Origin of the sequence: Bacillus kalamii, from assembly GCF_047238185.1 — a bacterium.
In the GTDB taxonomy this organism is placed as follows: Bacteria; Bacillota; Bacilli; order Bacillales; family DSM-1321; genus Bacillus_AD.
The window spans coordinates 1,183,840-1,210,759 of sequence record NZ_JBDFMI010000001.1 but is presented as its reverse complement, the minus strand read 5'-3'; the positions used below and the strand labels follow the sequence as shown (position 1 = coordinate 1,210,759).

The following is a 26,920-nucleotide window of genomic DNA, read 5'->3' as shown; positions in this document are numbered from 1 at the left end:
CTTCGGAATCAGAGGAGCAAATGAGACCCTGAAGGGCTTGCGGCAACTTAAAAACAACAATAAAAAAGACCTTATAATCTTCAAGAGCTTTCTATCAGATATAAGGCCTTCCTCTATTCGATTGCTTACAAAATCAATAGCTATTTTATTCTTCAGTTACAGAGCTTAAAGGAAGCATGGTTCATTGCTTTTGTCCTTTTTTATACATATAGACATCGTCGCTTAGCGGTGATACATAGGATTCACCATCTAGGCGTTCATTTAATTCCTGCTTCGCTTTTTCAATTATTTCAGGATGTTCAAGCACTTCCAATGCTGTAGCGGCTATTACCTTCCCGGCCAGCAGCATCCCTTTATGGGCGATTGAAGTGGTTCCGATGGCAACAACCTGCCAAGTATGGGCAGGCGTCCCCAAAACCCACGTGGAAGTATTGCATTGAGCTGTCGGGACTACCCAGCTGACATCGCCCACATCCGTCGAACCAAACATGCATGCATCCGTTTCCTCGAACGGTTCAACCATGTCGGACAGCGCCTTCATTCTTAGTTCTTTACATGATTTAATATCGAACTCCACATCTTCCTTCGATAAAGAAGATTGAAGCTCTCTAGCAAACTGTTGCTCCATGGCATTATAGGCCGGAGCACCATACGCATCCAATTGTGTAAACATCACTTGATTCAATACAGTGTTTGGTACAAGGTTCGATAATCCGCTAATAGAAGGAATAACCGCTTCCGTTCCTGTCATTAATGCTGCACCTCTGGCAATGTCGGCAACCCTTTTGAAAAGGTCTCTGGCTTGGGAAACTTTTGGGGCACGGATATAATAGAAGACTTCCGCTTCTGCCTGGACGACATTTGGGGAATATCCTCCCGCATTCGTGATTGCATAATGAATCCTTGCTTCCGGGATAATATGTTCACGCAAATAATTGACGCCGACATTCATTAATTCTACTGCGTCCAATGCGCTTCTTCCCAGATGGGGGCTTGCCGCCGCATGTGAGCTTCTCCCTTCAAAGCGGAATGTTCCTCCGAGACATGCCAATGAACTGGTATTCCAGATAAGGTTATGCGATCCAGGATGCCATGATAACGCAATATCAACATCCGAAAATAACCCTTCCCGTACCATATGGGTTTTGCCGGCGCCTGCTTCTTCTGCCGGGCAGCCATAGTAACGGATAGTGCCATTCATTCCATTTTCCTCCATGTAATAGCGCAGCGCGATTGCTGCGGCAAGGGCACCGGTACCAAGCAGATTATGCCCGCATCCATGGCCGTTTCCACCTTTAACAATCGGATTCGGTTCACTGACTCCCCCTTCTTGGCTTAACCCTGTTAATGCATCGAATTCTCCCATAATGGCAATGACTGGGTTTCCACTGCCATAACTTCCGATAAAAGCCGTTTCAATGCCGCCCGCTTCCCGTTCAACTGTAAAGCCCTCCTTTTCGAGCATATCGCAAAGCAAGGAGGCAGATCTTTTTTCCTCATAGCCTAATTCGGCATATTCCCAAATGCGATTGCTCACTTCAATGAGTTCTTCACGCTTATCTTCAATGATTTGCGCTACTCTTTCCTGAAAATACTTCATATCCATCACCCTTTTTATTTATTTTGAATCACTTGTCTGAATACTTCCCTCATGCGATGAGGGAAGTATCAGCGAATCTATTTAAAATCCCATTGGTGTATATCATAGAACATGCCGTTATCCTTTGGCATACCTGTAGCCACCGAATTGGAAACCGCGGTGCCTGCAGATAATGTAGAGAAGGTAAATGTCGGCATTTCTTCTTGGATGATGTCGACAATCTGGTTGTAAATGGCTTTCCGTTTTTCCGGGTTGACTTCTGCTTTCCCTTGTTCGATCAATGCATCCATTTGCGGATTGCTGTATCCGCTGAAGTTATTGACGCCTTTCGTACTGTAAAAAGCAGTTAAATCAGGGTCGAATTGGAACGGTATCCCTAACATCAGGATATCAAAATCCTTCTTCTTGGCCTGTTGTATTAGGGTAGGTAGATCATATTTATTAACCTGGACTTTAATGCCCACTGCCTTTAAATTTTCCGCGATAATATTGGCCGCTTGTTCACGTGTCGTGTTCCCTGATGGGATAGCTAATGTAAGCGCCTTTCCTGAATTCCAGCCAGCTTCTTTTAATAATTGCTTGGCCTTTTCCGGATTGAACTCATATTTCTTCGCTTCCTCATTATAATATGGATGCACCGGGCTATATGGGCCTTCAGAGACCTGTCCCTCTTTAAACAAGTCATTCGCTAGCATTTCCCGATCGATAGCATAGGCAACTGCCTGGCGGACTTTTTTGTCATGGATAATCTTAGTATTAAAGAACAAGTATTGTGTATATAAAGGTTTTCCCGAGACAAATTTGACATTTGTCATATTCTTCACTTTTTCGAAATCTTCAGTAGCAATCGGCCCAATAGACGGAATGTCCATTTGGATTTCTCCTGTTTGCAATTGAGCCACTATGTTTGCGGTAGGCATGATTTTGAAGAACACTTTACTTAACTTCGGCGCGCCGCGGTAATACTCTTTATTGGCCGCCAATTCTACGTATTGGTCCTTCGCATATTGGACAAATGTGAACGCTCCGTCCGTAACAGTCGGTTTTTGCATGAATGGGTCCTGATGCAACGTGGCAGGATCCTTGTCTTTTAAAACATGCTCAGGCAAAAATCGGATGCTTACCCCTAATTTATCCTTTATTAAATCCATATCGACTGGCTTTTTCGTTTTGATATTCAATGTATGGTCGTCTATCTTTTCAAGCCCTGAAATTTCTTTCTTGCCCTCTGGCAAATACCCATTGCTGTCCAAGCCTTCAATAACAGAAAGCGCTTGCAATCCTGTACTCACTGTGGCTGGGTTTGCCATAGTGTTCAATGTAAAGGTAATATCGTTTACCGTAAATGGCTTTCCATCCGTCCATTTCGCTTTCGGATCCAGTTTTATGACAAATGTTTGATTATCCGCTGTTTCTATACTCTTAGCCAATTTAGGAAGGAATTCCATGTCATCGCTTAATTCGAATAGACTTTCAAATAAGATGGAGCTGATATATTGTGAAGGCACATCTGTCGCATTGATAGGATTAACGCCTCCAGGAGGATTGACCATGCCGACATACATAATTTTCCCTTTAGAGTTCCCCTGCGCGGAATCGGAACCACCCCCACTTGTACTGCTGCTTTTGCAGGCAGACAGACTGAAGAGCACTAGAAACATCATGCAAATGATTGATAACTTCTTTTTCATTTTAATTCTCCTTTATTATGGATTTAAGACCCATTCTGCTTATTTCAAGCTTTTAGGATCGATTGCATCCCTCAGTCCATCCCCTATGAAATTGATTGAAAGGATAGCCAATATAATCATTACACCTGGCGGTACCCATAACCAAGGCTGGGAAGTCAATATGGATATGGATTGTGCACCTGTCAGCATATTCCCCCAGCTTGCCGTTGGAGGCTGGACCCCCATTCCAAGGAAGCTGAGCGATGCTTCCATCATGATGGCTCCGGCAATCCCGAATGTCGCCTGGACAAGAATCGGGGCAATTGCATTCGGCATGATATGGTTAAACAAGATCCGCATTGCACTATAGCCTAAAGAAACGCCGGATTTAACGAAATCCATCTCCTTCAAGGAAAGCACGCTCCCCCTTACTAACCTGGCTACCGAGGGCCAACTCAGGAAACCAAGAATTAGGACAAGATTCGTTAAACTCGGACCGATGATGCTCACGATCACGAGAATGACAATCAAGGCTGGAAAAGACATGACAATATCAGTAATACGCATGACCAACATATCGACCCAACCGCCATAATATCCCGAAATGGCCCCAACAATCGTTCCAATCGCTACATAAATAGCCACTGCTCCAATACCGACAATCAAAGATACTCGTGAAGCATAGATTAGCCGGCTTAACACATCCCTGCCGATCTGATCCGTCCCCAGCAGGTGCTCGTCTGAAGGAGGTGCGTTTAGTTGTCTTGAAATGGCATTTGAATCATAGGGAGCAATGATGGGGGCAAAAATGGCCATTAAAATGATTAAAATAAATATAAGTAATCCGATAACTGCTAAACGGTGCATCAAAAAACGTCTGATGATTAACCTCAGGTAGCTTTCCTCTTTGCCTGACTCTGCCTTATATCCTTCCGGAGCCGGCATATTGCCCGGTATTGTGGGCTGAAGTTCCTGTTCCGCCATCGGCATTTTGCTTCACCCCTTTCCTCTATTGGTATTTAATCCTTGGATCAGCAATGGAATACACAATATCCGTAACCAGGTTTGCAGCTAATACCAACACAGCCGACATAAAATTGATCGCCATGATTGTCGGATAATCCCTGGATACAATCGACTGGATCGTCAACTGGCCCATGCCTGGCCATTGGAAGATTTGTTCTGTTATGACCGCTCCCCCCAACAGCATTGGGATTTCTAAGCCAATGACCGTAATAATCGGTATTAATGCATTCCTTAATGCATGTTTATTGGTAATCATAAATTCTTTTAACCCTTTTGCCCGAGCCGTTCGTAAATAATCCTGGCCCAGCACCTCCAGCATACTGGCCCGGACATAACGGATGGTCCTTCCGACGATATACGTGCTTAACACGATAACAGGCAATGCCAAATGCTTTATCCGGTCCAAAAATCCCTCATCGAGACCTAATGTGACCATCCCTCCTGTCGGAAGCCACTGAAGAACTATAGAGAAGATATAGATCAATCCTAAGCCGAGAAAAAAGTTTGGGATCGACACCCCCAAAAAAGAGAATCCTGTGGCCAAGTAGTCGAACTTGCTGTACTGTTTCGTTGCACTGAATATGCCGAGAGGGATGGCAAGAACCAAGCCGATTAACAATGAGACACCCATTAATAACACTGTCGGCCCGATCCGCTCAGCGATCATGTCGAGGACAGGGGCGTAGGAGGAATAAGAAAACCCGAAATCCCCATGCAGCAAATTGCCAAGCCAGTGAAAATACTGGATATATATTGGATCATTCAACCCAAGCTGTTCCTTTCTTATCTCGATTTGTTCCGGCGACGTGTTCGGATCCACGAACATTTCGACTGGATTGCCCGGCGCCATGTTGATGATTAAAAAATTGAATATTGTGACACCCAATAGTACAGGTATGGCAATCAATACTCTTCGAATAATATATGACAGCATCCATCCACCTTCTTTCTATCTAGTTAGGGATCCGTTTTCAAACATAGTCTGTTGCTGCAAAACAAGCGATTGAATGGATTTCACCTTGTAATTGAGGTTCCTGCTGCCGGCAAATATCCTTAACAAGCGGGCAGCGAGTATGGAATTTACATCCGCTGGGCGGATTGGAGGCACTCGGAACATCTCCTTCAATCACAATTTTTTCTTTATTTCTCATATGTGGATTCGGGACAGGATAAGCACTGATCAAGGCCTTTGTATATGGATGCTTTGGATGCTTAAAGATATCCTCCGTATTCGCCACTTCGACAATTTTCCCTAGATACATGATGGCAATCCGGTTACTGATATATTTAATGGCGCCTAAACCATGGGCGATGAATAGATACGTGAGATGTAATTCTTCCTGTAAATCTTTTAAAAGATTCAGCACCTGTGCCTGAATGGAAACATCCAATGCTGAAACCGGCTCATCGCAGATTACGAGTTTAGGCCCTAACGACAATGCTCTGGCAATCCCAATCCGTTGCCGTTGCCCTCCGGAAAACTCATGTGGATAGCGATTCTTATAAGATTTCGGCAATCCGACAATTTCCATAAGGCGGTCGATTTGTTTCTCGGTTTGATTCTTTTCCACCACCCTGTGCACCCTGAGTGCTTCTCCAAGGATATCTTTCACCCTTTTCCTCGGATTCAAGGATGAATAAGGGTCTTGGAATATCATTTGCAGGTCTCTTCTCACTTCCTTCATTTGCCTTGTGGAGAATTGCGTAATATCCTGTCCCCGGAAAAAGATGCGGCCCTCCGTGACCGACTCCAATCCTATTAATGTTTTTCCGATTGTCGATTTCCCGCAGCCAGATTCCCCGACCAATCCGAGTGTTTCTCCGGGATAGATGTCAAAGCTGACGCCATCCACCGCTTTGACATGGCCAACCGTCCTTGACATAATGCCTTTTTTAATAGGGTAATAGGTTTTTAAATCCTGTACTTTCAGTAATGCAGCATCGGTTCCAATCCCATTCTGCCGGTTCACCTTCATGCGAGATTCCCCCTGTCCGTTTCTGCCATCACTTCATTGCCGGATTCCGACAGCCAGCATCTGGATGCATGTCCTTCACTGACGGAAAACAACGGAGGCTCCTGTCTGCAAACATCGGTTGCCAACGGGCACCTTGTTTGGAATCGGCACCCTTTCGGCATGTTATGGAGTGTAGGGACCATACCCGGAATGGAAGTAAGGCGGGTTTCTTTTTCATATTCCAAGTGAGGGATGGATTGGATGAGCCCTTGAGTATATGGATGCTTCGGATCATCGAACAATGTAAAAACATCCGCCTCTTCAACGACTTGTCCTGCATACATAACGATGACTTTATCGGCCATTTCAGCTACGACACCCAGATCATGCGTGATCAGCATTATCGCCGTATTGTATTCCTTGCGCAACTCCTTCATCAATTCCAAAATCTGCGCTTGAATGGTTACATCAAGTGCTGTAGTCGGCTCATCCGCAATCAACAATTTCGGATTGCAGGCAAGAGCCATAGCGATCATCACTCTTTGGCGCATCCCTCCTGACAAAGCATGCGGATATTCCTCCATAATGGAAACGGCACGGGGAATCCCTACTTTTTTCAGCATGTCAACCGCATATTCTTTGGCATCCTTCTTGGAAAACTTTAAATGGAGGCGGATTCCTTCCATCAATTGATTTCCGATTGTGAATACCGGATTTAAAGAAGTCATCGGCTCCTGGAAAATCATAGAGATGTCATTCCCCCTGATTTGGCGGAGCCGATGCTCAGATACTTGTGTCAAACTTTCATCGTTAAAACGGATATCCCCTTTTTTGATTTTCCCGGTTTCCCCCAGCAAGCGCATAATCGATAAGGACGTGACACTTTTGCCGCAGCCTGACTCCCCGACAATCCCAATCGTTTCACCAGGCTTCAAGCTAAAACTAACATTATCCACAGATACTACTTCACTTTGGCGTGATTGGAATACCGTCTGTAAATGATCGACTTCCAGCAAGTTTTTCATGTTAACCACCTCATTCATGTATGGGATGCATTATCTTTCAAGCTTTCGGAAAAAAAGGTAGAGATTAAGCGAGCGGGGATTAGCAGGGAGAACTTATATTTATTAAATAAGAATTCACAGCCTAATAAAAGGGATGTATGTTTGTATTAAGTATCTAAATTTAATTCCTTTTCCGGAAAACGTATCTTTATTCGATAATAGATTCATTTTTCTAAATATTTAGACAATAAATAAGATACATACTATAATAAATCAATAAACAGCCAAAAAAGGATAGATTCTGATCGGGGAGAGGGTGTAAACATGTATAACTTAATCATTGCCGACGATGAAGAAGAAATCAGAAATGGATTGAGCAATTATATACCCTGGGATCAAATGGGCTTTCATGTCGCTTTTCAGGCAAAAAGCGGCCAAGATGCATTGGATTTCGCCAATACCCATCCGGTTGATGTAATCCTTAGCGATATTCGAATGCCCATCATGACCGGGATTGACCTTGCGAGAGAACTATTCCTGCAAAGCTCTACGAAAAAGCTTATTTTATTGAGCGGCTATAAAGAATTCGAATATGCCCAGCAAGCCATCAAATACGGGGTCAAGAATTATCTGCTCAAGCCGACGAATTATGTAGAAATATTTGAAACCTTCACCGCCATTAAGGAAGAGCTGGATATGGAAAACAGCAAGGAAGATGAGATTGAACGGGAAGAACCGATTTTTGACGGAAAAATCATTACAGCCATCCAGCAGTATGTAATCGATCATTATAGGACGGCATCTCTGGAAGGTGCATCGGCAATCGTCCATATGAATGCCTCCTATATCAGTAAATATTTCAAGGATAAGACCGGAGAGAATTTCTCCGACTTTGCCACTCGTATAAAAATGAAGAAAGCAGCGGAATTATTAGGGGATTATACGTATAAAATCTATGAAATCAGTGAACTGGTCGGATACAGCAACTCCAAGAATTTTACCCGGTCCTTCAAGCAATTTCATGGAAAAAGTCCGCGGGAATTCCGCAATGAGAGGTAACGCCCTGTGCCAGGCAAAAACATCTACCGTGCGTTCCTGATCAAAAACTTATTGGTGTTCCTCCTGCCCATGCTGATATCCATTTCAATATTAGGCACTCTATCCTTCTTCTTGATCAGTCATTATACACAGCAAAACATCTATACGAACAACAGAGATGTACTGAGCCAAACAAAAGAAAACATTGAATTGATCTTTAATGAATCCGACTCGTTAAATCTATACATTGTGGCAAGCGCCAAGGAATTTGTGAATCTGCAGAGTATAATGGAAAAACCTTATTTATTGATCCATGACTATGAAAAACTGGCCTCGCTTAAGAGATTCATCGATTCCCCCGAAATAGCGAAGCCTTATATTGATTCGATTTATATATACATCGAGAATGACAAGAAGCAATTCGTCTCATCAAATATCGGCGGACTCGTCCAACTGGATGATTTTTATGACCGAGCTTGGTATGGAAGCTTCCAGCAGCACTTCAAGAAACAGCATATATGGACAGAATCACGACAAATAACCAAAACATACAATTATGCTTCTGCTAAACAGCAGAAAGTGGATGTCATCACCCTGTACAGGCCGATGCCGATTAAGCGGAATGGCGTCATCGTGCTGAATATTGAAGCGAATTACATTAAGGACTATCTTTCCCATTTATACAGCCCGGAGAAACAGCCTTTTTTGATCGTCAACAGTGACGGTAAAACCATATTCCAAAATAGCCACAAAAAGCCTTCCGAAACAGAAATACAACGTTTAGTGAATGAACGGAATAGCATCTCCACCGTCGATATCGACAAAGAATCATTTGTAGCCACCAAAGCTGATTCAAGCCGATACGGCTGGATGTACATTTCCCTTACGCCGAAATCATCACTGATGGAGGCTTCGGTCAAACTCACTATCCTGTGTTTTGTAGTCATAGGTGTATCGATTATAGCCGGCACCCTTCTCGCCTATCACTTCACAAAGAAAAACAACAAGGATGTCAAACGAATCATAACGATATTCCAAGCCGCAGAGGAAGGAAAAACATTGCCCTCTTATTCCTCCTATAATAAGGGGATCTATAGCTACATCATCCATCGCATCTTGAATAACTTCATGGAAAACAACTATTTGAAGGTTTTATTGTCGGAAAGGGCCAATAAAGAAAAAGCCATGGAATTCGCCGCGCTCCAGGAACAGTTAAATCCACATTTCCTGTACAACACATTGGAAACTTTGAATTGGAAGGCAATCGCGTTAACTGGGAAGCCCAACGAATTGAATGGGATGATCAGCCATTTGGCAGCCATTTTACGATATTCCCTGGATGGAAACAACAAAATGGTCACAATCAAAAAAGAAATCAGCCACACCAAGAGCTATATTGAAATCCAAAAAATCCGCTATAAGGAGCGATTCGAGGTGTTCTGGGATGTTTCAGATCAGATATCGGGCAATCAAGTCATAAAATTATGTATACAGCCCCTGATAGAAAATAGCCTTCAGCATGGCTTCCGTGAAGAGCTGGAAAAACTGGCACTAAAAATCAAAATACGAAAAACGGAGCAAGAATTCACCATTTCAGTCATCGATAATGGAAAAGGAATCCCTTCCCACTCACTTAAACAACTACAGCTTAATATGGAGAAAGGCCAGGAATCCACCAATCACATCGGATTAATCAATACCCATAAAAGGTTGAAGCTGACTTTCGGGGATCAATCGGGACTGGCCATATTCAGCAAATATGGCTGGGGCACTGTCGTACGGATTGTCATCCATTTATAAAAGTAGAAACAAATATCTCAAAGCACCCTGATACTCATAATAAAGGCTGCAAAGCAAGCTCCGATCTTGTCAAAACAGAATTCATGACCAAAGGTAAATTGGCTATTTCAGCGGGCTAGAGATTTATATGTATCCGAATTCCTCTATATGAGTAAGACATTTTTTAACCGGAAAACGGATAAAAGGTTGACTCTTGTCCAATTAGGACAGAAACCAACCATTTTTGGGGAGAAGAACAATCTTTTAATAGATGTAACTATCTGGTTAAATAAGGGTCAACCAAAGCAAGCAAAAAAAAGAAACCCATTATATATATGGCTGCATTCCCTTCCCTTCTGAACAAACTGAACAAAATACCGAGCAGTACTAAAGGTATTGAGAGTGAAGGCAAAATAACGGAAAGCGTTTGATTTTTAATGAGATAGTCGTTGATTAATTCAATAAAAAGGCATATAAACGCAATACTAAAACTTGCTGTCTTTATGTGATAACTCAAATGCTTCCGCCATTCTAGATGCTTCCCTCTCCACGATCCAAAAAGCAATTTTACATTTGTTTTTTTCAGCGGACTATGAATTCTTGGATAGATAGGCTGTAAAAAAGGGGCCTTCCCATCAAGGAATTCATAGCCCCAAGCAATCATTTCCCCATCGATACAGGCTTTTTGCGAAAAATAATTCATTTCTATATCGATGTTAGAAACAGGTGAAAGATCCCTAAAAGGTTCAATCGAAAAGGCAAATCTTTTTCCTTCATGGCTTCCGAAATATCTATCATTATTGGACATTGCTCCGTAAAAAATGGCTGAAGTTACATGAATAAACGGATGATAGAAAAGTTTCATCCTCCCCATGCTTGGATCGACCGGCACCCATCCCTTCCCCTGAATATATACTTCTGCCCATGAATGGGGCGAGAATTTCTTCAAGGTCCATGTGCCGTATAATACTCTTGCAGGTATACCGACCGATCTGCAATAGGAGGCAAATAAGGCAGCAAATTCACCACAATCCCCTTTTTTCTTTTTCAAAAAAGATTGGATCCCCCTTTCATTGAAATGAGTTGAATACTTGAAATGTGTAACGATATGCTTAAATATTTTCTTTGCTTTTTGCATTTGATCTTTTTCCTTATCGATGATGAGCAGAGCACTTTCTTTCGTAGATTCATTTACAGGGATTAATCGTGTAGAGCGAAGAAAAAATTGGCTTTCTTCCTCTGATATCATCCCGGAAGAACTATGTTCTTTACTTGTGCCATAATATCGTATGGTTATCTTCAATTCGTCATCCGGATTTAATTTATAGTAACAAATAGGATTTAAGAATGGATATTCTGTACTTGTATCCGGCTCCCTGTTTCTTACTATTTCAATATTTTTTTGCGTACTCGTTTCTATTGGTTTCGAAAACCAAACGTCAATCTCCTTCCCAGTTGTGTTCTTATATCGATAATCGATCTGAAAATTTTTCTTGTCCAATTTGCTGTACACTCCCTTTTACACAATCAGCACAATACATATATTTCCATACAAAACAATAAATCACCTTCTTCCGTACTAATTCCTTATGGGAATCCATAAAAAGATATCTATCTATACTAATTGCATTCCCTCATTAAATCGTGTACGATTAAATCATACACGATTCAAAAAAACAGAGGGGGAATTAAGATGGGGACTGTTCACGATTTTGAAGTGAAGATGGCAAATGGGGCGTTTAAGGAATTGAATGATTATGCAGGCAAGGTGCTGCTTATTGTCAACACTGCAAGCAAATGCGGACTGACACCGCAATTCGAGGGCCTTCAGGCATTATATAGCACATATAAGGAGCAAGGTTTTGAGGTTCTCGGGTTCCCTTGCGACCAGTTCAATCATCAGGAATTTGATACAATGGAAGAAACGACGGAATTCTGCCAGCTGAATTATGGCGTAACCTTCCCAATGTTCGCCAAGATTAAAGTGAACGGAGACCAAGCTGACCCTTTATTCGTCTTCCTGAAAGAACAAAGGAAAGGCATCCTTTCAAAAAACATCAAATGGAACTTCACCAAGTTCCTGGTGGACCGTGAAGGCCATGTAGTGGAACGCTACGGCCCGGCAACCGAGCCTGACAAAATCGAAAGCGACCTGCAAAAATGGCTCGCTTGACTTAAAAGGAAAAGGTGATCATCATTGACCGATTTAATGACATTGGACAAACAACTATGCTTCGCCGTCTACGAGACAGCGGGCGAATTCAATAAGCTTTACACAGGCGCCCTGCAGGAATTCGGCTTGACGTATCCCCAGTATCTCGTTCTGCTCTCCCTATGGGAAAAAGACGGCGTGGCCGCCAAGGATCTTGGCGCCTCCTTGCGCATCGGCACAGGCACACTGACACCGATGATTAACCGTATGGAAGCAAACGGATGGCTGCGGAAAGAACGCTCCAAACAGGATGAACGGAAAATTTCCATCCATCTCGAACCGAAAGCCAAGCAAACCAAGCAAGCAATCGCTGAGAAAGTGGCTGAAGCCGTCGGCACCTGCCAAATCGGGTACGAGGAATACGAAAAACTGCTCAGCATGCTCCATGAATTGAGCGAAAAATTAAGAAACCGCGCATGAGGAGGGTGTTCGTTCATTTTTGAATCATCTCTTGGTTTTATTGAACGTAAAGAATAGAAAGAAACACTAAACAGGACCTTATTGTCTGCAGGAACTCTCCGCCAGATAATAAGGTCCTTTCTCTTGCCAATTTTTCTATTCCTTCAGTCGGCCTACCCACAAACATTCAGCTTTACCAGGAGAGTACGTTTCCAAATAATTCAACGAATCAACACTGCTATGTTAAAATGGCCTTGTTTTCTAATTGAATAAGCCTATTTCCTTTTGAATCGCACAAGAATCATTTCCGTCCCCTTCTACCATTGTTAGGACTTGAAACAACTATGCTTTGGAAAAGGTGCCTGTTACGAATGGCGCATTCGGCAGGAATAAAGTCGCCTTTTGCTAGTTACAGAGGATGCAGGAGAAGGTACTATAATAACTGCCCGGCACGGAGGACAGCACGAAACAGAGTTTATGCATAAATTGCTAAAGGAGGGCCCTAGAATGACGTCACATACTCGCATTAAAATGCCTGCAGGATTCTGGGCAGGATTGAATCCAATAGGGATATCCGCACACGGACTGGCACGAAAAGCCGGACTGCCGCTCACTATTCTTACGGAGCCAGTTGTCACCATCCATCAATATTTCTCCATTTGGCAGGCTTATTCCGAATTGATTGATGACATCGCACAAGGAATCATCGAGCTTGCGACCGGCTTTGAAACAGCCCATTACCCGCCAACCGTCTTGGCAACGTACCATGCCCGCGACTATCGCGATGCTTTAAACCGAATGGCCCGGTACAAACCATTATGCCCTCCTGAACGTTTGTTTATCTCAGAAAAAGGAGAGGAATGCACGCTTCGGCTGGAATGGACAAATTCCGAACAAGCGGGGCCGCCGATACTTGTCGGCATTACACTGGCATTTCTTCTGGAGTTGGGCCGCAGGGGCACAGCACACCCACTTACGGCAAAGCTCATCGAATTTGCATATCCAATGGGCAACGTCCAAGCACTGGAGGCTTACTTCGGCTGCCGCGTTAAAACCGGAGCAAAACGCAATCAGCTGACGCTGCATCGAACTGACCTGGACCGTCCCTTTGCCACGTACAATGCAGAGTTGTTGGAAATACTGACTCCTGCACTGGACCATTCGTTGGACGAGCAAAAAAGGAGCATGTCAAGCACTGAGACGGTCAAATGGATCATGAAGCACCGCCTAACAGGAGGACGCCCCGGCGTTCAGTCTATCGCAGCCGAGTTGGGGATGAGCGACCGCACCCTGCAGCGCCGGCTTACGGAAGAGGGCACAAGCTTCAAACATTTGTTGGCACAAGCCCGGCATGAGCAGGCGCGCGAATATTTGGCAAGCCCATCGCTCGAATTGAAGGAAGTGGCTTTCTTGATCGGCTACGAAGACCAAAATTCATTCTATCGCGCTTTCCGCCAGTGGGAAGGTGTTACACCTTCCCACTGGCGAGCTGAACAATTAGGTAGAAAATCGGCAAATGAATGAGAGTTGTATTCTTAAAAAAGGATTTATCTCTGCATGCTTGGATTTTCAGGGCACCGCTTCCCTTGTACTAAGGAAGCGAATTGCTCTACACGCCTCTTACCGCCCATTACAAAAATGGAAACAGCTATACTCTTCAACATAATAGAAAAGGGGAAATGTTTGATGGATATGGGATTAAACAATAAAACAGCCTTAGTGACAGGATCATCGAGAGGCATAGGAAAAGCGATTGCCCTTGAGCTTGCCAAAGAAGGTGTGAATGTGCTCATTAATGGCAGGCATGATGTTGAGGTAGAGAAAACGGTAAAAGAGATCAAATCACTTTTCCCGGCTACTTCCCCTCAAAACGCCACAGCCGATATCGTGGATATTCACCAAAGAGAGGCTTTATTCGAAAAATACCCTGTCGTGGATATACTAGTGAACAATATGGGGATATATGAAATGATGCAATATGAGGACGTCACAGATGACGTGTGGGAAACCTACTTCCGGACCAATGTCCTCGCCGCAAATGGTCTATCCAAATTCTATTTGCCAAAAATGCTGAAGAATAATGATGGCCGCATAATCTTCATCGCAAGCGAAGAAGCCATTATGCCTTCGGGGCAAATGCCGCAGTATTGCATGACAAAATCGATGCTATTATCATTGTCAAAGACCATATCAAAGGTAACGGCAGGAACAGAAGTCACAGTCAATACAATCATGCCCGGACCGACACTTTCCGAAACTGTGCACCAGATCATTGATGGTCTATTCCCTGATGAAGATATGGATTTTTCAGAAAAGGAGAAACAGTTTATGATAGCAAATCTCTCTCAATCTGACATTCAGCGTTTTATCAAGCCTTTTGAAATCGGCAGGTTGGCCGCATTTCTGTGCAGTCCATATGCTTCCGCATTCAAAGGGTCGCCAATCCGCATGGACGGGGGACTAGTTCCGACTATTTTTTGAAAACGTACGAATAGGAGGCTCCACTCTTTTCATGCTGGAGCCTCCTACTTTATGTCAATCAGATTCTTTCCCGCTGCATCATGTACCGCAGTATGTCCGGTAAGGCTGATCGGGCGGTTCAGGCAGCTTCGCATATTCTTCCTGATCAGGAGAGTAAGCATAGGGATCCGCCAAAACAGCAAGGAGTTTTTCCATGACACTGCTGTCCCCTTCAGCTGCTGCAGTAAGTGCATCCTCCACTCGATGATTCCGAGGGATAACGGCCGGGGAGCTTTTTTTCATCAAAGCAAAAGACTCTTCCAATGATTCCGCTTGCCCCTTCAGTCTTTTTTCCCATCGATGATGCCAATCCGCACTTCCTTCCTTACCATACAGAGCCGTTTGCTCCCACTCGCCAAGTGCCAGAGACCGGAATGTATTCGTATAGTCCGCCCGGTGTTTTTCCATCCATTTAAGCAGGTCCTGGACTAGAGCTTCATCCTCTTCTTTGCTATCGAAAAGGCCAAGCTTTGCCCGCATGCCGTCAAGCCATTCACTCTGGAACTCTTCCGCAAATCGGGACAGCGCATCCTCCGCCAGCTTAACACCTTCTTCCTGGTCTTCAGAAAGCAATGGAAGCAACGCCTCAGCCAAGCGAGTCAGATTCCAGACCGCCAAATAAGGCTGGTTGCCATACGCATACCGCCCCTGCTGGTCGATCGAGCTGAATACAGTCGCCGGGTCATACGTATCCATGAAGGCGCAAGGTCCATAATCGATCGTTTCACCGCTGATTGCCATATTGTCGGTATTCATCACTCCATGAATAAAGCCGACAAGTTGCCATTTAGCAATCAACTTCGCCTGGCGCTCGATCACTCCCTTAAGAAGCGACAAGTAACGATTATCATCCTCCACCCTTTCAGGATAATGCCTTTCCAGTGCATAGTCAGCCAAAGCCCTGAGCTCATCTGTCTCTCCGAAACGGGCTGCATATTCAAATGTACCGACACGCAAATGGCTATCCGCCACCCGAGTCAACACAGCTCCCGGCAGATACGTTTCACGGGCGACATCCTCACCGGTCGCCGCCACTGCCAAGCTTCGTGTGGTCGGGATGCCGAGTGCATGCATTGCCTCACTGATAATATATTCCCTGAGCATCGGACCAAGCGCTGCCCGGCCGTCTCCACCGCGGGAATACGGCGTCCGCCCTGAGCCCTTCAAGGCAATGTCGACGCGCGTCCCATCAGGGGCAATCTGTTCACCCAGCAAGATCGCCCGGCCGTCCCCAAGCATCGTAAAATGGCCGAACTGGTGGCCAGCGTAGGCTTGGGCAATCGGGTCACCGCCCGCAGGAATCTGGTTCCCGGCAAATACATCGGCTCCTTCTTTAGTATCAAGCCGGTCCGCATCCAAACCTAGTGAAACCGCCAGCGGCTGATTGAACACAACCAGCTTCGGTTCCTCTACAGGTGTGGGTAAAACATTGCTATAGAAAAAATCCGGAAGTTTTGTATAACTATTATTAAAATTCCAGCCTTTATTATTCATATAATCCCCTTTCAATTTCAATCAGAGTGTTCTATCCATCATTCTATTTGCCAGTTACATAAGATTAACCGGTCTATGACAAAACGAAACCACCCAGGATTGAATTTCCAATACCTTATTATAAACGTAGTGAGGGCATTATATGTTAGTTGTTGACTTTCCTTTAATCAGACGAGTACGATTAATCCGCTAAATACCCCTCTTTCGGCACAACTCCAAATGCACTTGCCAAATCTTTTAACTGAGCATCTGTTAAGCACTGCTTCATACCGCCTTGTGCGCATACAGCTGTATACACCTGCGCTGCCTTCTCCACTGTTTCAATCAAGCCGAATGCTTCATCAATGCTGTTTCCTGCACCAAAAATCCCGTGGAAAGGCCATATGACTAAATGACAGTCTTTCATTTTATCAGCCGTTGCATTCCCGATATCCTCAGTTCCGGGAACCATCCAAGGAAGGACGCCAATCCCATCTGGAAAAACAACCAAGCACTCGGTGCACATTTTCCATAAAGTTTTTGTAAAGCTTTTCTCATCCAATTCATGAGAAAATGTCATTGCGATGATATTTGTAGCATGAGCATGCATGATGACACGATGTTTTTTGTCCAAGTTTAAACGTGAAATATGACTTAAGAAATGCGATGATAATTCACTCGTAGGTCTCCCTCCATTTGAAAAGCCCCATAAAACATCAATAGCCATTCCGTTAGAGGCAACTCGGATAATCCCGAGATTGGATTCAGGATTTGATTTTACATTTTTGAAATATTTCCCTGAACCAGTAACAATAAAATACCGATTGGCCAATTCAGTTACCGGACATTCAAGTTCAATTGTTCGCAGGACATTGAGTGGATCTATATAAGGGAGTACTTCTTCTTCTTTCAATAAAAAACTAATATTGCCGCCATTTCTTTCATCCCAGCCTAGTTTCCACATATTAAAAGTTGTTTCCATCATTTCGTTCACAAATGGTGCATTTAAAAGCATTTCTTTTTCCATTACTATTGCCATTGCCTTTCACTCCTTAAGAGATACAGCATCAATATACTTTTTCTAAGTATATTTTAAAAAATAAACAAAAATAAAACAACATTTATATTTATTTTTATTTTTGTTTATTGAATAAAAACAACAAAAAGGACACAGATAATATAAATCTGTGTCCTTTACTCGGCAACAACTACACTTATATCCATTTCTTCTATCTGTTTAAGAAGTGCCTCATCCATTTCTGAATCTGTGATAACTTTATCTATATCTACTAAGAAAGCAATATGAGAAAAGGATCTGACGCCCATTTTACTGGAATCAACCATCAAAATTGTCTCATCTGCAATTTCCATCATCTGCTTCTTCAATAGTGCCTGGGATTCATTGAAATCACTTAATCCTTTTTCCACGTGTACACCTTTGCATGAAAGAAAGGCCTTGTTCACATGATACATAGTCAATGATCGTTCGGCTAATGGGCCGACATAAGACATTGACTGAGCTAATAATGTGCCTCCAGTCGAAATAACCTTCACATGCTCCTTTTTACTTAGTTCGATTGCGACATTGATTGAATTTGTGAGGACAGTTAAGGGCATATCCGGCAATTGCTTTGCCATATACCAAGCTGTCGTACTTGCATCCAAAATAATTTGGTCTCCCGGTTCAATCAACCGGATTGCCTCTATAGCAATGGATTTTTTCTCGGCGGCATTCGTAATTTCCCGCTCTCGATAGGAAATTTCCTTCTCTTCCTGTTCAATACTGACCGCGCCTCCATGGCTTCTAGTAAGTAAGTTTTCTTTTTCCAGCTTTTCGAGGTCTCGCCTGATCGTTTCTTCCGTTACACTAAAAATGTTGCTTAACTCTGTTACTCTTATACTAAGCCGCTGATTAACCAGCTCTACAATCTTCCGTTGTCGTTCAGCCACTAACACGTTTGAATTCCCCTTCCACATTATATCCGTTTATGTATGTTTGTTTTTATTTATCATTCATTTCCCTATTGATTTCATTATACCATATTTATAAATCCAACTCTTTTATCTCACTGACAAATAAAAAGCGACTTCCTATACTATTAAGAATAAGAAAGTCGCTATTTCATCAAATTGTAAACTTCTAATTAACTAATCTTTGGTTTGGCGGACATCTCATCCTTGCCATACCGTTCTTCTTCAATTTGCTTCAATGTTTTCCCTTGGGTTTTCGGAACCATTGCAATGCCGATAACAGCATGTATGGCTAAGAAAGCAATCATGACAACACCTGCAACTTTGAATCCGAGTTCAAGCATGATGGTCGGCAGTACGAAAGACCATATGGCGATTCCAGTACGGACGATAAAATACATCGAGCCTTGAGCGCTTGCACGATAACGCGTCGGGAATAATTCACTTGTCCACAATGCATAGAATGCCTGTGCTCCGATTCCAGCTGATGATCCCCAGAGGATGACGAATGTAATCAGTGTAGGCCAAGTCATCGGCATGAATGTAAGCAGAATCCAGGCGACGACCCCCATAACAGCGCCAATGCCGAAAAGCAGTCGACGGCTGATTTTGTCTGCCAGCTTCATGAATCCAAAATAGGTGACAATTACAGTGAACATCCATAGAAAGGCCTGCAGCATATTTGCTTGACCTGTGCTTAAGCCACCAACGTTTTCATAAATATAAGGCATGAAATACCCCATAGCACCAGCTGTCAGATTCCAGAATAAATAAATACCGATCAGAAGCAATAAAGCTTGGCGGTTCACCTTCAATGTGAACAGTTCTTTAAAGGCATTCCCTTTCATTTTCCCTTGAGCAAGGTCTGCGTCATCTTTTGCTTTTTGCTCTTCCCATAACTTTGACTCATCCAGTCCTTGTCTCAAATACCAGGTAACCCCGGCAACAATCAGCAAATGAAGAAAAATAAGCCTTGATCCAAGTAATCCAAGCGGAGCCAAGGCTACAGCCAAGGCGAATGTAATCATCGGTCCGATTGACCAGGCCAGTTGTGCTGTTCCTACATGGGCAGCCCGTTTTTCCTTCGGTGATTCTTCAGCAATATAAGTCCATGATACAGGAACCCCTGCCCCTACAGCAATACCAGTGACAATGGTACCAATCAAAAGCATCGGGAAATTGAAGGAGCATGCAATCAATAAAATTCCGAGCATATAAAATAATAAATCATACGTAAAAATGAATTTCCGTCCCAGCTTATCTGTCAATGGGCCACCAATTAATGCGCCGATTGCTGCCCCAAAAGCATTTGCACTCAAAGCGCTCAACAGACCCACACCCATAGAGTCAATATTCAAGTAGGCTTGCCAAAGTGTCAGGCTGCTTGCCGCTGCAATGATTGAACCCGCTTCGATATAATTGGCCATCGCCACTGAAATCGTCGCTTTCCATCCTGTTGTGCGTTTGGCTCCCAAGTTGCTTATCGCCATTGTAAATCCCCCTTATCCATCGCGTTTTTACTAGTCCATATGAAAAACTTCCTTTAAATCCACTGTTACAGGGCTGTTATCCAGGTTTGTCTCCATGACAGGCTCCATGAACCGCCACCATTTTTGGTTGATGGATGTGGTAGTCATCATGCTCCACTTTTCTTCATCTTCAATTTCTACATAGCCGAAAAGCTTGCTTGTGTCTTTATCCAAAAAAATCGAATAGTTACTCCCCCCATGTTCATGCAGAGCTTCTATCATCTCCGGCCAAATTTCTTTGTGGAGTGTCTCATATTCAGTATGCTTATCGGGATGAACTTGCATAATAAACGCTTTTCTGATCATGATCCCCCTCCTTTCCAATTCGCATTGACAGCGCTTACTTTTCGGAATAAATACAACATTCATTTGGATTTCATAAAGCACCCGGAATTACTTTGTCCAGGCGCTTCCCTTCTCATGCAATCCACACCTTTACTCAAGGGCGTTTGTTCAGTACTTCTTTTTCGTACACTTTCACATCATTCAGCCATTGTTCCTTGACCGGCACACCCATCATTTTACAATAGTGGTCCCATACTGCACCAAATGGGTATGTCTTGAACTCCTCCATTAAAGCCAATCTTTCTGTAAAATTGCCTTCCTCCTGAAGTTTTTTCAGATGGCTGTTCGGCATTAACAGGGCATAAAGCAAGGCTTTGATCATATTGCGGGTGCCTATTGTCCAGGCAGCCACCCGGTTAATGCTCGCATCAAAGAAATCGAGACCAATGATGACCCTATGCAATGCTTCGTTCCGGACAATCTCAAGCGCAATTTCACGCAATTCATCATCAAGAATGACTACATGGTCGCTATCCCAACGAACAGGTCTTGATACATGCAAGGCAAGCTTTTCACTATATAAAAGCATAGATGATATCTTGTTTGAAACCGTTTCAGTCGGATGATAATGCCCTGTATCCAACAGGCATAACTTGTTATTCTTCAAAGCATAGCCCAAGTAGAATTCATGTGACCCAACCACATACGCTTCAGATCCGATTCCGAACACCTTGCTTTCAATCGCATCGAGATTATAGGACTCATCCACTTTTGCAGCAAAAATCTCATCCAATGATTCCTTCAATCTTTGTCTGGGAGTCAGCCGGTCACTTGGAATATCCTTATAGCCATCCGGAATCCAGATATTCGTTAAAGCCGGAGTTCCAAGCTCTCGTCCGAAAAACTCGCCAATTTTACGGCTCCCGATACAATGACGGATCCAAAAATCGCGGATTTCCTTATTTGGATGAGCTAATGTGAAACCATCTGCCGCTTTAGGATGGGAGAAAAGAGTAGGGTTGTAATCTAAACCAAGACTATTTTCTTTTGCCCATTTCACCCAGTTTTCAAAGTGTTTCGGTTCAAGCTGATCACGTTCTACTATTTCTCCATTTGTCTCGGCATAAATAGCATGAAGATTGATTCGATGTTTGCCGGGGATCAAGGATAGCGCTTTCTCCAAGTCTTGGCGCAATTCTTCAGGCGTTGTCGCTTTTCCGGGATAATCTCCTGTCACATCAATTCCGCCTGATAATTCACTGCGGTTAACCTCAAAGCCGCCTATGTCATCTCCTTGCCAGCAATGGATCGAAATGGCCACTTGCTTTAGCTTCTCTATGGCTTCGTCGGCATCGACTCCCCACTTTTTATACGCTTTCTTTGCCCATTCATAGTTTTCTTGTGTTGACATTCTATTCATCTCCATTACTAATTCTGCAATACACCTGCAGGTAAATATGTTTTCACGTCAAATGATTGATTGATAATGGAACGGGCTTCCTCAATGCCACCCAGTTCGCCTAGTGCCATCAATTGTGCGGCAATGTTTCCAATCGCTGTCGCTTCCACAGGCCCTGCATACACCACCTTGCCTGTTACATCCGCAAGCAATTGATTCAGCATCTCATTTTGACAGCCTCCACCGATGACATTAATCTGTTTGAACTCCCTTTCAAAAATTTCTTCAATTTCCACGACTGCCGATCGATAGCTTTCTGCCAAACTATCATATACACATTTGGCTACCTCGCCAGGTGTTACCGGCTCCAACTGCCCTGTTTCCCGGCAATAAGCGCGAATTTCTTCCACCATATGATCCGGCTTCAGAAAACGGCCGTCATTCACGTCAACAATTGACTTGAAGCTAGATGCTTTCCCTGCCAGCTCCACAAAATCGGCAAATGAGTACCGATTTTCATAGTTCTTCTTCACTTCCTGAATCATCCAAAGCCCCATGATATTTTTTAAGAATCGATACCGGTAATCGATGCCCCCTTCATTCGTAAAATTGTAGTCTAACGCTTTAGTGACACAAATAGGAAAATGATTTTCAACCCCCATAAGTGACCATGTTCCCGAGCTGATGTAAATGGAGCTGTTCTGTTCCGGAACGGAAATGACCGCTGATGCTGTATCGTGAGTTGCAGGGAGAATCACTTTCATATTAAAGCCCAGTTCATCCGCCAGTTCATCCTTCAGAGAACCTAAAACCGTTTTTGGCAATTTAATTTCCTGGAACATTTCCGTACCAATCTCCAAATGGCCAAGGATATTGTCATCCCATCTTTTTGTAAATGCATTCACAAGCTGTGAACTGGTCGCATTCGTGTATTCGTTCGCTTTCAATCCTGTCAGCAGGAAATTGAAATAATCCGGAATCATCAAAAATGACTTTGCTCTTTCCAAAACTTCTGGATTTTTCTGCTTTATCGAATATAACTGATAAATTGTATTGAATTTTTGAAATTGAATGCCCGTCTCCAAATACAACCGTTCCTTGGAAAATAGACCGAAAACCTCTTCCATCATCCCGTCTGTCCTTGGATCCCTATAGGATACAGCTTCGGTAATGCACCGATCATTTTCATCCAATAGAACGAAATCGACAGCCCATGTATCAATACCGATGCTATCTGGCTGAATTCCCAACGATTTGAATGCTTTAAGGCCCTTTTTGATTTCCTGAAAAAGCACATCCACATTCCAGCAAAAAGACTCTCCCTTATGTTCGATTTTATTATCAAACCGATGGATTTCTTTCAGCTTCAACTGGCCTTTTTCCAGAAACCCAAGGATCAATCTTCCGCTAGAAGCGCCGATATCAACAGCTACGCTATATTTTGCCATTCATCATCATCCTTTACTGAAAGCGCTTACGATATCTTTATATGTAATTCTACCTGAAATAAAAAGTTCTTCTATAACGTGATTAGACAAATTGACTGTCCTAATTTGCAAATAAGGTACACTTTTGTATTAGATACAGGCTAATGTGGCCATCTCTGCAACAAACATCCGTGCATGAAAAAAGAAACCATCCTAAATCGATGGTTTCTTTTATCCTCTCAGCTTTTGGGGTGTCAGACCGAATTTGGCTTTGAAGATCCTGTAAAAATAACTGGTGTTATCATATCCCACCATATTGACAATATTTGTGATTGGAAGTGAAGTCCCTTCGAGCAAATCCTTTGCCACCTTCAACCGTTTCTCTTGAAGCAGCTCCTTGAACGTATAACTAGTAGCTGCTTTAATTTGTTTACTCAGTCCATAATGGGGCAAGTGCAATTTATCAGCTAACTCATAAAGTGACGCACTCTGATAATACCCATCAATATACTTCATGACCTCCACCATAATATACTGCTGGACAGGATCTTCTTTCTTCTGTTTCAGTTTATCTGTATTCTTAATCAGTTCAATCATCAAAAGACCCGTATAAAGCTTAATCGTTGAATCGGATAGGATTGAAGGATGCAGAAGCTCATGAATCAATTTTTCCATTATCTCCTGGATATCGCCGGCTTCCGACACGGCAAAATACAGGTATTGTCCGTTTTGAGTATTATCATATAAGCTATTGATCAGAAAATTACTAATTATATTATCAGTTGAAAGATAGGAAAAGATATATTCGAAAAACTCCGGCTGTATAATGAAATTGATGACAATATCTTCTTCTTCACTAGCTTCAATTTCATGGTAAATATGCTGATTCAGAAATAAGAGCTCACCTTTTTTTAAGATGATCGGTTCCTCTCCCACCTTTTGCTTGAGCTTTCCATTATATACATAATTTACTTCAATATAATCATGCCGATGCTTTGGAAAATCAATGAAACGAACATGCTTCCTTAACTGGATCAGCTTATTCATATCGAGGAATTTGCGGCTTTCTATGACAAAATGGGCCTGAGTCGTGTAAATATCCTTTGCGATTTCCCTTTTATTATTCAATACAGCATTCTCTTCTTCAGTCAGTTCCATCATTTGAATTAAAAGACCCTCATCCATAAGAGCACCCATTTTCAAGTTCAATTTTACGAAAATGCAACCATATTCCATATAAATTGTATTAAGCATAGCACAATTAGTTTTATCGGTAGAACATATACGCTTATTCAAAAAGAAATAAGAAGAAAGAACATCACCGTATAGGTGATGCACTTCCTCTCTTTGAATCTGTTTATCTAGTAAAGGCCGCAGGTACGCCGCCATCAACTGTCAGCATACAGCCGGTCGTTCTATCCGATTTGGACGATGCGAAGAAAGCGATGGATTCCGCAATATTTTTCGGATAAATATTCACTTTTAATGTAGTACGCTGGCGATAATGTTCCTCGAGTTGGTCAGGCTCGATTCCATAAGCCGCCGCCCGCTCCTCTCTCCAGCTTGAATTCCAAATAGCAGATCCCTGAAGGACTGCGTCAGGAAGAACCGAATTGACACGGATTCCGTATTCTCCTCCTTCAGCAGCTATGCATCTTGCTAAATGTGTTTCAAGCGCCTTGACAGAGCTATATGCTGCCGCATTTTTACCGGCATAAATGGAATTCTTCGAGCCAACAAACACCATATTTCCGCCGATGCTTTGCTGCTTCATCAGTCTGAATGCCGTGCGGGCGACAAGGAAATAGCCGGTTCCGAGGACATTCATATTCAAGTTCCATTCCTTCAAGGTTGTTTCATCCAGCGGGCTTCCGGAAGCGAGTCCGGCATTATTGACAATAATATCAACGCCTCCATAGGCTAGCGCTGTACGGTCAAAGGCAGCCTGGACCTCTTCTTCCTTCGTCACGTCCATTTTTACTGCCAACGCTCGGCCTGCCCCATACTTTCCATTAATATCCTCAGCAACCTTTTCTGCTCCATCCAAGTTCAAATCGGCGATGACCACATGTGCCCCTTCCGATACAAACCGGCGGCATGTTTCGCTTCCGATTCCACCGGCTCCCCCCGTCACAAAGGCAACCTTTCTGGAAAATTCAGCTTCAGCAGGCGCAAGGCTCAACTTGTATAACTCAAGCGGCCAGTATTCAATATTATAGGATTCATTTTCATTCAAAGAAACAAATTTACCTAAAACAGTAGTCCCCTTCATAACGGAAATAGCACGGTGGTAAAGGGCACCGCTCACCTTAGAATTTGCTGCATCCTTTCCTGTATTGACCATACCTAGGCCAGGGATCAAAATAACGCGGGGCGCCGGTTCAAACATTTGGTCGCCTTCATTTTTATTTCGTTCAAAGTAAGCAACATATTGTTCCTTGAAGCCTTCAACACCTGATTGAATACTTTCTATCAAAGCTTCGGCATTTTGCGTTTGCGGATCCCAATCAATAAACAACGGAACACGTTTTGTATGGACCAGATGATCCGGGCAAGCAGCACCCACCTGGGACAGCTCAGTGGCATCCCGGCTGTTAACGAATTCGAGAACGTCTTCCCCGCGGTCATAAGTAAGGATCATTTTCTTCTCCCCGCTTACTGCACCCCTGATGGATGGCATCACTTTGGCTAGGATGGCACTAGCTTCATCCTCTGCAAGCGCTTGATATTTTTCTCCACCGAAAATGGGGGCACCCTTCATTTTAGAATCAATATATTGCTCTGCTTCATTGATGACAGAGATTGTTTTATGATAGCTTTCTTCAGCGGTTTCCCCCCACACGACAAGGCCATGCTTCTCCATCAATACTAGCTCTGCCTTCGGATTGTTCTTAACACCCTCCGCAATCATTTTCGATAATTTAAAGCCTGGGCGAATATATGGAACCCAGACAAAACGATCCCCAAAAATTTCCTTAGCGATTTGTTTTCCATTTTCGGCACAACAAATACTGATGATTGAATCTGGATGCGTATGATCCACATGCTTATATGGCAAAAATGCATGCAGCAGCGTTTCAATAGAAGCACGCGGATGCGTATGATCAATCATACAGTGTGAGAGATAAGCAACCATCTCATCATCGGCCATCTCATCGCGTTCATACAGCGGCCGAATATCATCCAATTTCAATCCCGTAAAATTAGAGGCTTTCATTGTAGCAAGATCCGATCCGCTCCCCTTAACCCACATTACCTCGATGTCACGTCCAAGAAAATCCTTCTCCATCGTCTTCATGGAAGTATTGCCGCCGCCCCAGTTGCAAACAGCACGGTCGGAACCAATCAAATTCGATCGATATACCAATTCCCCGAGACCTTTTTCCACGTGTGAAGCCTTTTCAATATCCCATTTGTTCGTAACCATCCGAATCCTCCTGTTTGTTTATGTATTTATTTCTGTTTTCATTATAATACACTTTTGATTATTTTTGAAATAAATAAAATCAAAAATAATCAAAATGTTTTTTGCTTACTCTTCCTTAACTATTTCATTGAAGAGCCCCATTGCCTCTACGGCAATGGGGCTCTAGCGTTCAATTATGCTGAAAATTCATATTTAAATGTAGCTAC

General features: G+C 43.2%; 22 protein-coding genes. 6 read left to right on the top strand and 16 right to left on the bottom strand.

Going from position 1 to position 26,920, the window contains the following annotated elements; all coding sequences use genetic code 11:
* Positions 1-181 precede the first annotated feature (181 nt).
* From ABC357_RS06050 to ABC357_RS06025, 6 genes are all read right to left on the bottom strand, one after another.
* Complete coding sequence (locus tag ABC357_RS06050) at positions 182-1,600, bottom strand: M20 family metallopeptidase (protein WP_412886639.1); 1,419 nt, start codon at positions 1,598-1,600, stop codon at positions 182-184.
* Positions 1,601-1,677: 77 nt separating this feature from the next.
* The gene (locus ABC357_RS06045) at positions 1,678-3,291 is read right to left on the bottom strand and encodes an ABC transporter substrate-binding protein (protein WP_412886638.1); all 1,614 of its coding nucleotides are present in this window, start codon (positions 3,289-3,291) and stop codon (positions 1,678-1,680) included.
* 39 nt (positions 3,292-3,330) lie between these two features.
* Positions 3,331-4,215, bottom strand: coding sequence for an oligopeptide ABC transporter permease (opp4C, locus tag ABC357_RS06040; RefSeq protein ID WP_412888589.1), 885 nt, complete (start codon positions 4,213-4,215; stop codon positions 3,331-3,333).
* A gap of 64 nt (positions 4,216-4,279) precedes the next feature.
* Positions 4,280-5,230: an ABC transporter permease gene (locus ABC357_RS06035; protein WP_412886637.1), complete on the bottom strand. Its 951-nt coding sequence runs from the start codon at positions 5,228-5,230 to the stop codon at positions 4,280-4,282.
* A gap of 37 nt (positions 5,231-5,267) precedes the next feature.
* On the bottom strand, positions 5,268-6,272 hold the full coding sequence (locus ABC357_RS06030) for an ABC transporter ATP-binding protein (protein WP_412886636.1): 1,005 nt from the start codon (positions 6,270-6,272) through the stop codon (positions 5,268-5,270).
* Entirely contained in the window at positions 6,269-7,276 is a 1,008-nt protein-coding gene (locus ABC357_RS06025; RefSeq protein ID WP_412886635.1) for an ABC transporter ATP-binding protein, read from the bottom strand. Before ABC357_RS06025 ends, ABC357_RS06030 begins: the two co-directional genes overlap by 4 nt.
* A gap of 303 nt (positions 7,277-7,579) precedes the next feature.
* On the opposite strand from ABC357_RS06025, the gene ABC357_RS06020 reads away from it, so the two are divergent.
* Positions 7,580-8,314, top strand: coding sequence for a response regulator transcription factor (locus tag ABC357_RS06020; protein ID WP_412886634.1), 735 nt, complete (start codon positions 7,580-7,582; stop codon positions 8,312-8,314).
* Positions 8,315-8,320: 6 nt separating this feature from the next.
* Positions 8,321-10,093 carry a cache domain-containing sensor histidine kinase gene (locus ABC357_RS06015; protein WP_412886633.1) on the top strand — a complete coding sequence of 591 codons (1,773 nt, stop codon included), beginning with the start codon at positions 8,321-8,323 and terminating at the stop codon, positions 10,091-10,093.
* 256 nt (positions 10,094-10,349) lie between these two features.
* Here the strand turns inward: ABC357_RS06015 and ABC357_RS06010 are convergent, their stop codons facing one another.
* Positions 10,350-11,573 carry a transglutaminase-like domain-containing protein gene (locus tag ABC357_RS06010; protein ID WP_412886632.1) on the bottom strand — a complete coding sequence of 408 codons (1,224 nt, stop codon included), beginning with the start codon at positions 11,571-11,573 and terminating at the stop codon, positions 10,350-10,352.
* 192 nt (positions 11,574-11,765) lie between these two features.
* On the opposite strand from ABC357_RS06010, the gene ABC357_RS06005 reads away from it, so the two are divergent.
* From ABC357_RS06005 to ABC357_RS05990, 4 genes are all read left to right on the top strand, one after another.
* Entirely contained in the window at positions 11,766-12,245 is a 480-nt protein-coding gene (locus ABC357_RS06005) for a glutathione peroxidase (protein WP_412886631.1), read from the top strand.
* A 24-nt stretch (positions 12,246-12,269) separates the two neighbouring features.
* Positions 12,270-12,704, top strand: coding sequence for a MarR family winged helix-turn-helix transcriptional regulator (locus tag ABC357_RS06000; RefSeq protein ID WP_412886630.1), 435 nt, complete (start codon positions 12,270-12,272; stop codon positions 12,702-12,704).
* Positions 12,705-13,190: 486 nt separating this feature from the next.
* Complete coding sequence (locus ABC357_RS05995; protein ID WP_412886629.1) at positions 13,191-14,207, top strand: AraC family transcriptional regulator; 1,017 nt, start codon at positions 13,191-13,193, stop codon at positions 14,205-14,207.
* Between the two features lie 162 nt (positions 14,208-14,369).
* Positions 14,370-15,164: an SDR family NAD(P)-dependent oxidoreductase gene (locus tag ABC357_RS05990; RefSeq protein ID WP_412886628.1), complete on the top strand. Its 795-nt coding sequence runs from the start codon at positions 14,370-14,372 to the stop codon at positions 15,162-15,164.
* A gap of 78 nt (positions 15,165-15,242) precedes the next feature.
* Here ABC357_RS05990 and ABC357_RS05985 read toward each other — a convergent pair whose 3' ends face one another.
* The 9 genes from ABC357_RS05985 to ABC357_RS05945 form a co-directional block, all read right to left on the bottom strand.
* The gene (locus tag ABC357_RS05985) at positions 15,243-16,697 is read right to left on the bottom strand and encodes a protein adenylyltransferase SelO (protein WP_412886627.1); all 1,455 of its coding nucleotides are present in this window, start codon (positions 16,695-16,697) and stop codon (positions 15,243-15,245) included.
* Between the two features lie 181 nt (positions 16,698-16,878).
* Positions 16,879-17,715 (bottom strand): rhamnulose-1-phosphate aldolase, encoded by an 837-nt coding sequence (gene rhaD / locus ABC357_RS05980; RefSeq protein ID WP_412886626.1) that lies wholly within the window; start codon positions 17,713-17,715, stop codon positions 16,879-16,881.
* 155 nt (positions 17,716-17,870) lie between these two features.
* A complete protein-coding gene (locus ABC357_RS05975; protein WP_412886625.1) occupies positions 17,871-18,632 on the bottom strand; it encodes a DeoR/GlpR family DNA-binding transcription regulator in 762 nt (253 codons plus the stop codon).
* A 188-nt stretch (positions 18,633-18,820) separates the two neighbouring features.
* Entirely contained in the window at positions 18,821-20,137 is a 1,317-nt protein-coding gene (locus ABC357_RS05970) for an MFS transporter (protein ID WP_412886624.1), read from the bottom strand.
* A gap of 30 nt (positions 20,138-20,167) precedes the next feature.
* On the bottom strand, positions 20,168-20,482 hold the full coding sequence (gene rhaM, locus ABC357_RS05965) for an L-rhamnose mutarotase (protein ID WP_412886623.1): 315 nt from the start codon (positions 20,480-20,482) through the stop codon (positions 20,168-20,170).
* 133 nt (positions 20,483-20,615) lie between these two features.
* Positions 20,616-21,872, bottom strand: a complete 1,257-nt coding sequence (gene rhaA, locus ABC357_RS05960; protein ID WP_412886622.1) for an L-rhamnose isomerase — start codon at positions 21,870-21,872, stop codon at positions 20,616-20,618.
* 17 nt (positions 21,873-21,889) lie between these two features.
* A complete protein-coding gene (rhaB, locus tag ABC357_RS05955) occupies positions 21,890-23,308 on the bottom strand; it encodes a rhamnulokinase (RefSeq protein WP_412886621.1) in 1,419 nt (472 codons plus the stop codon).
* 210 nt (positions 23,309-23,518) lie between these two features.
* Positions 23,519-24,472, bottom strand: coding sequence for an AraC family transcriptional regulator (locus ABC357_RS05950; protein ID WP_412886620.1), 954 nt, complete (start codon positions 24,470-24,472; stop codon positions 23,519-23,521).
* A 172-nt stretch (positions 24,473-24,644) separates the two neighbouring features.
* Entirely contained in the window at positions 24,645-26,714 is a 2,070-nt protein-coding gene (locus ABC357_RS05945; protein ID WP_412886619.1) for a bifunctional aldolase/short-chain dehydrogenase, read from the bottom strand.
* Positions 26,715-26,920: the final 206 nt, after the last annotated feature.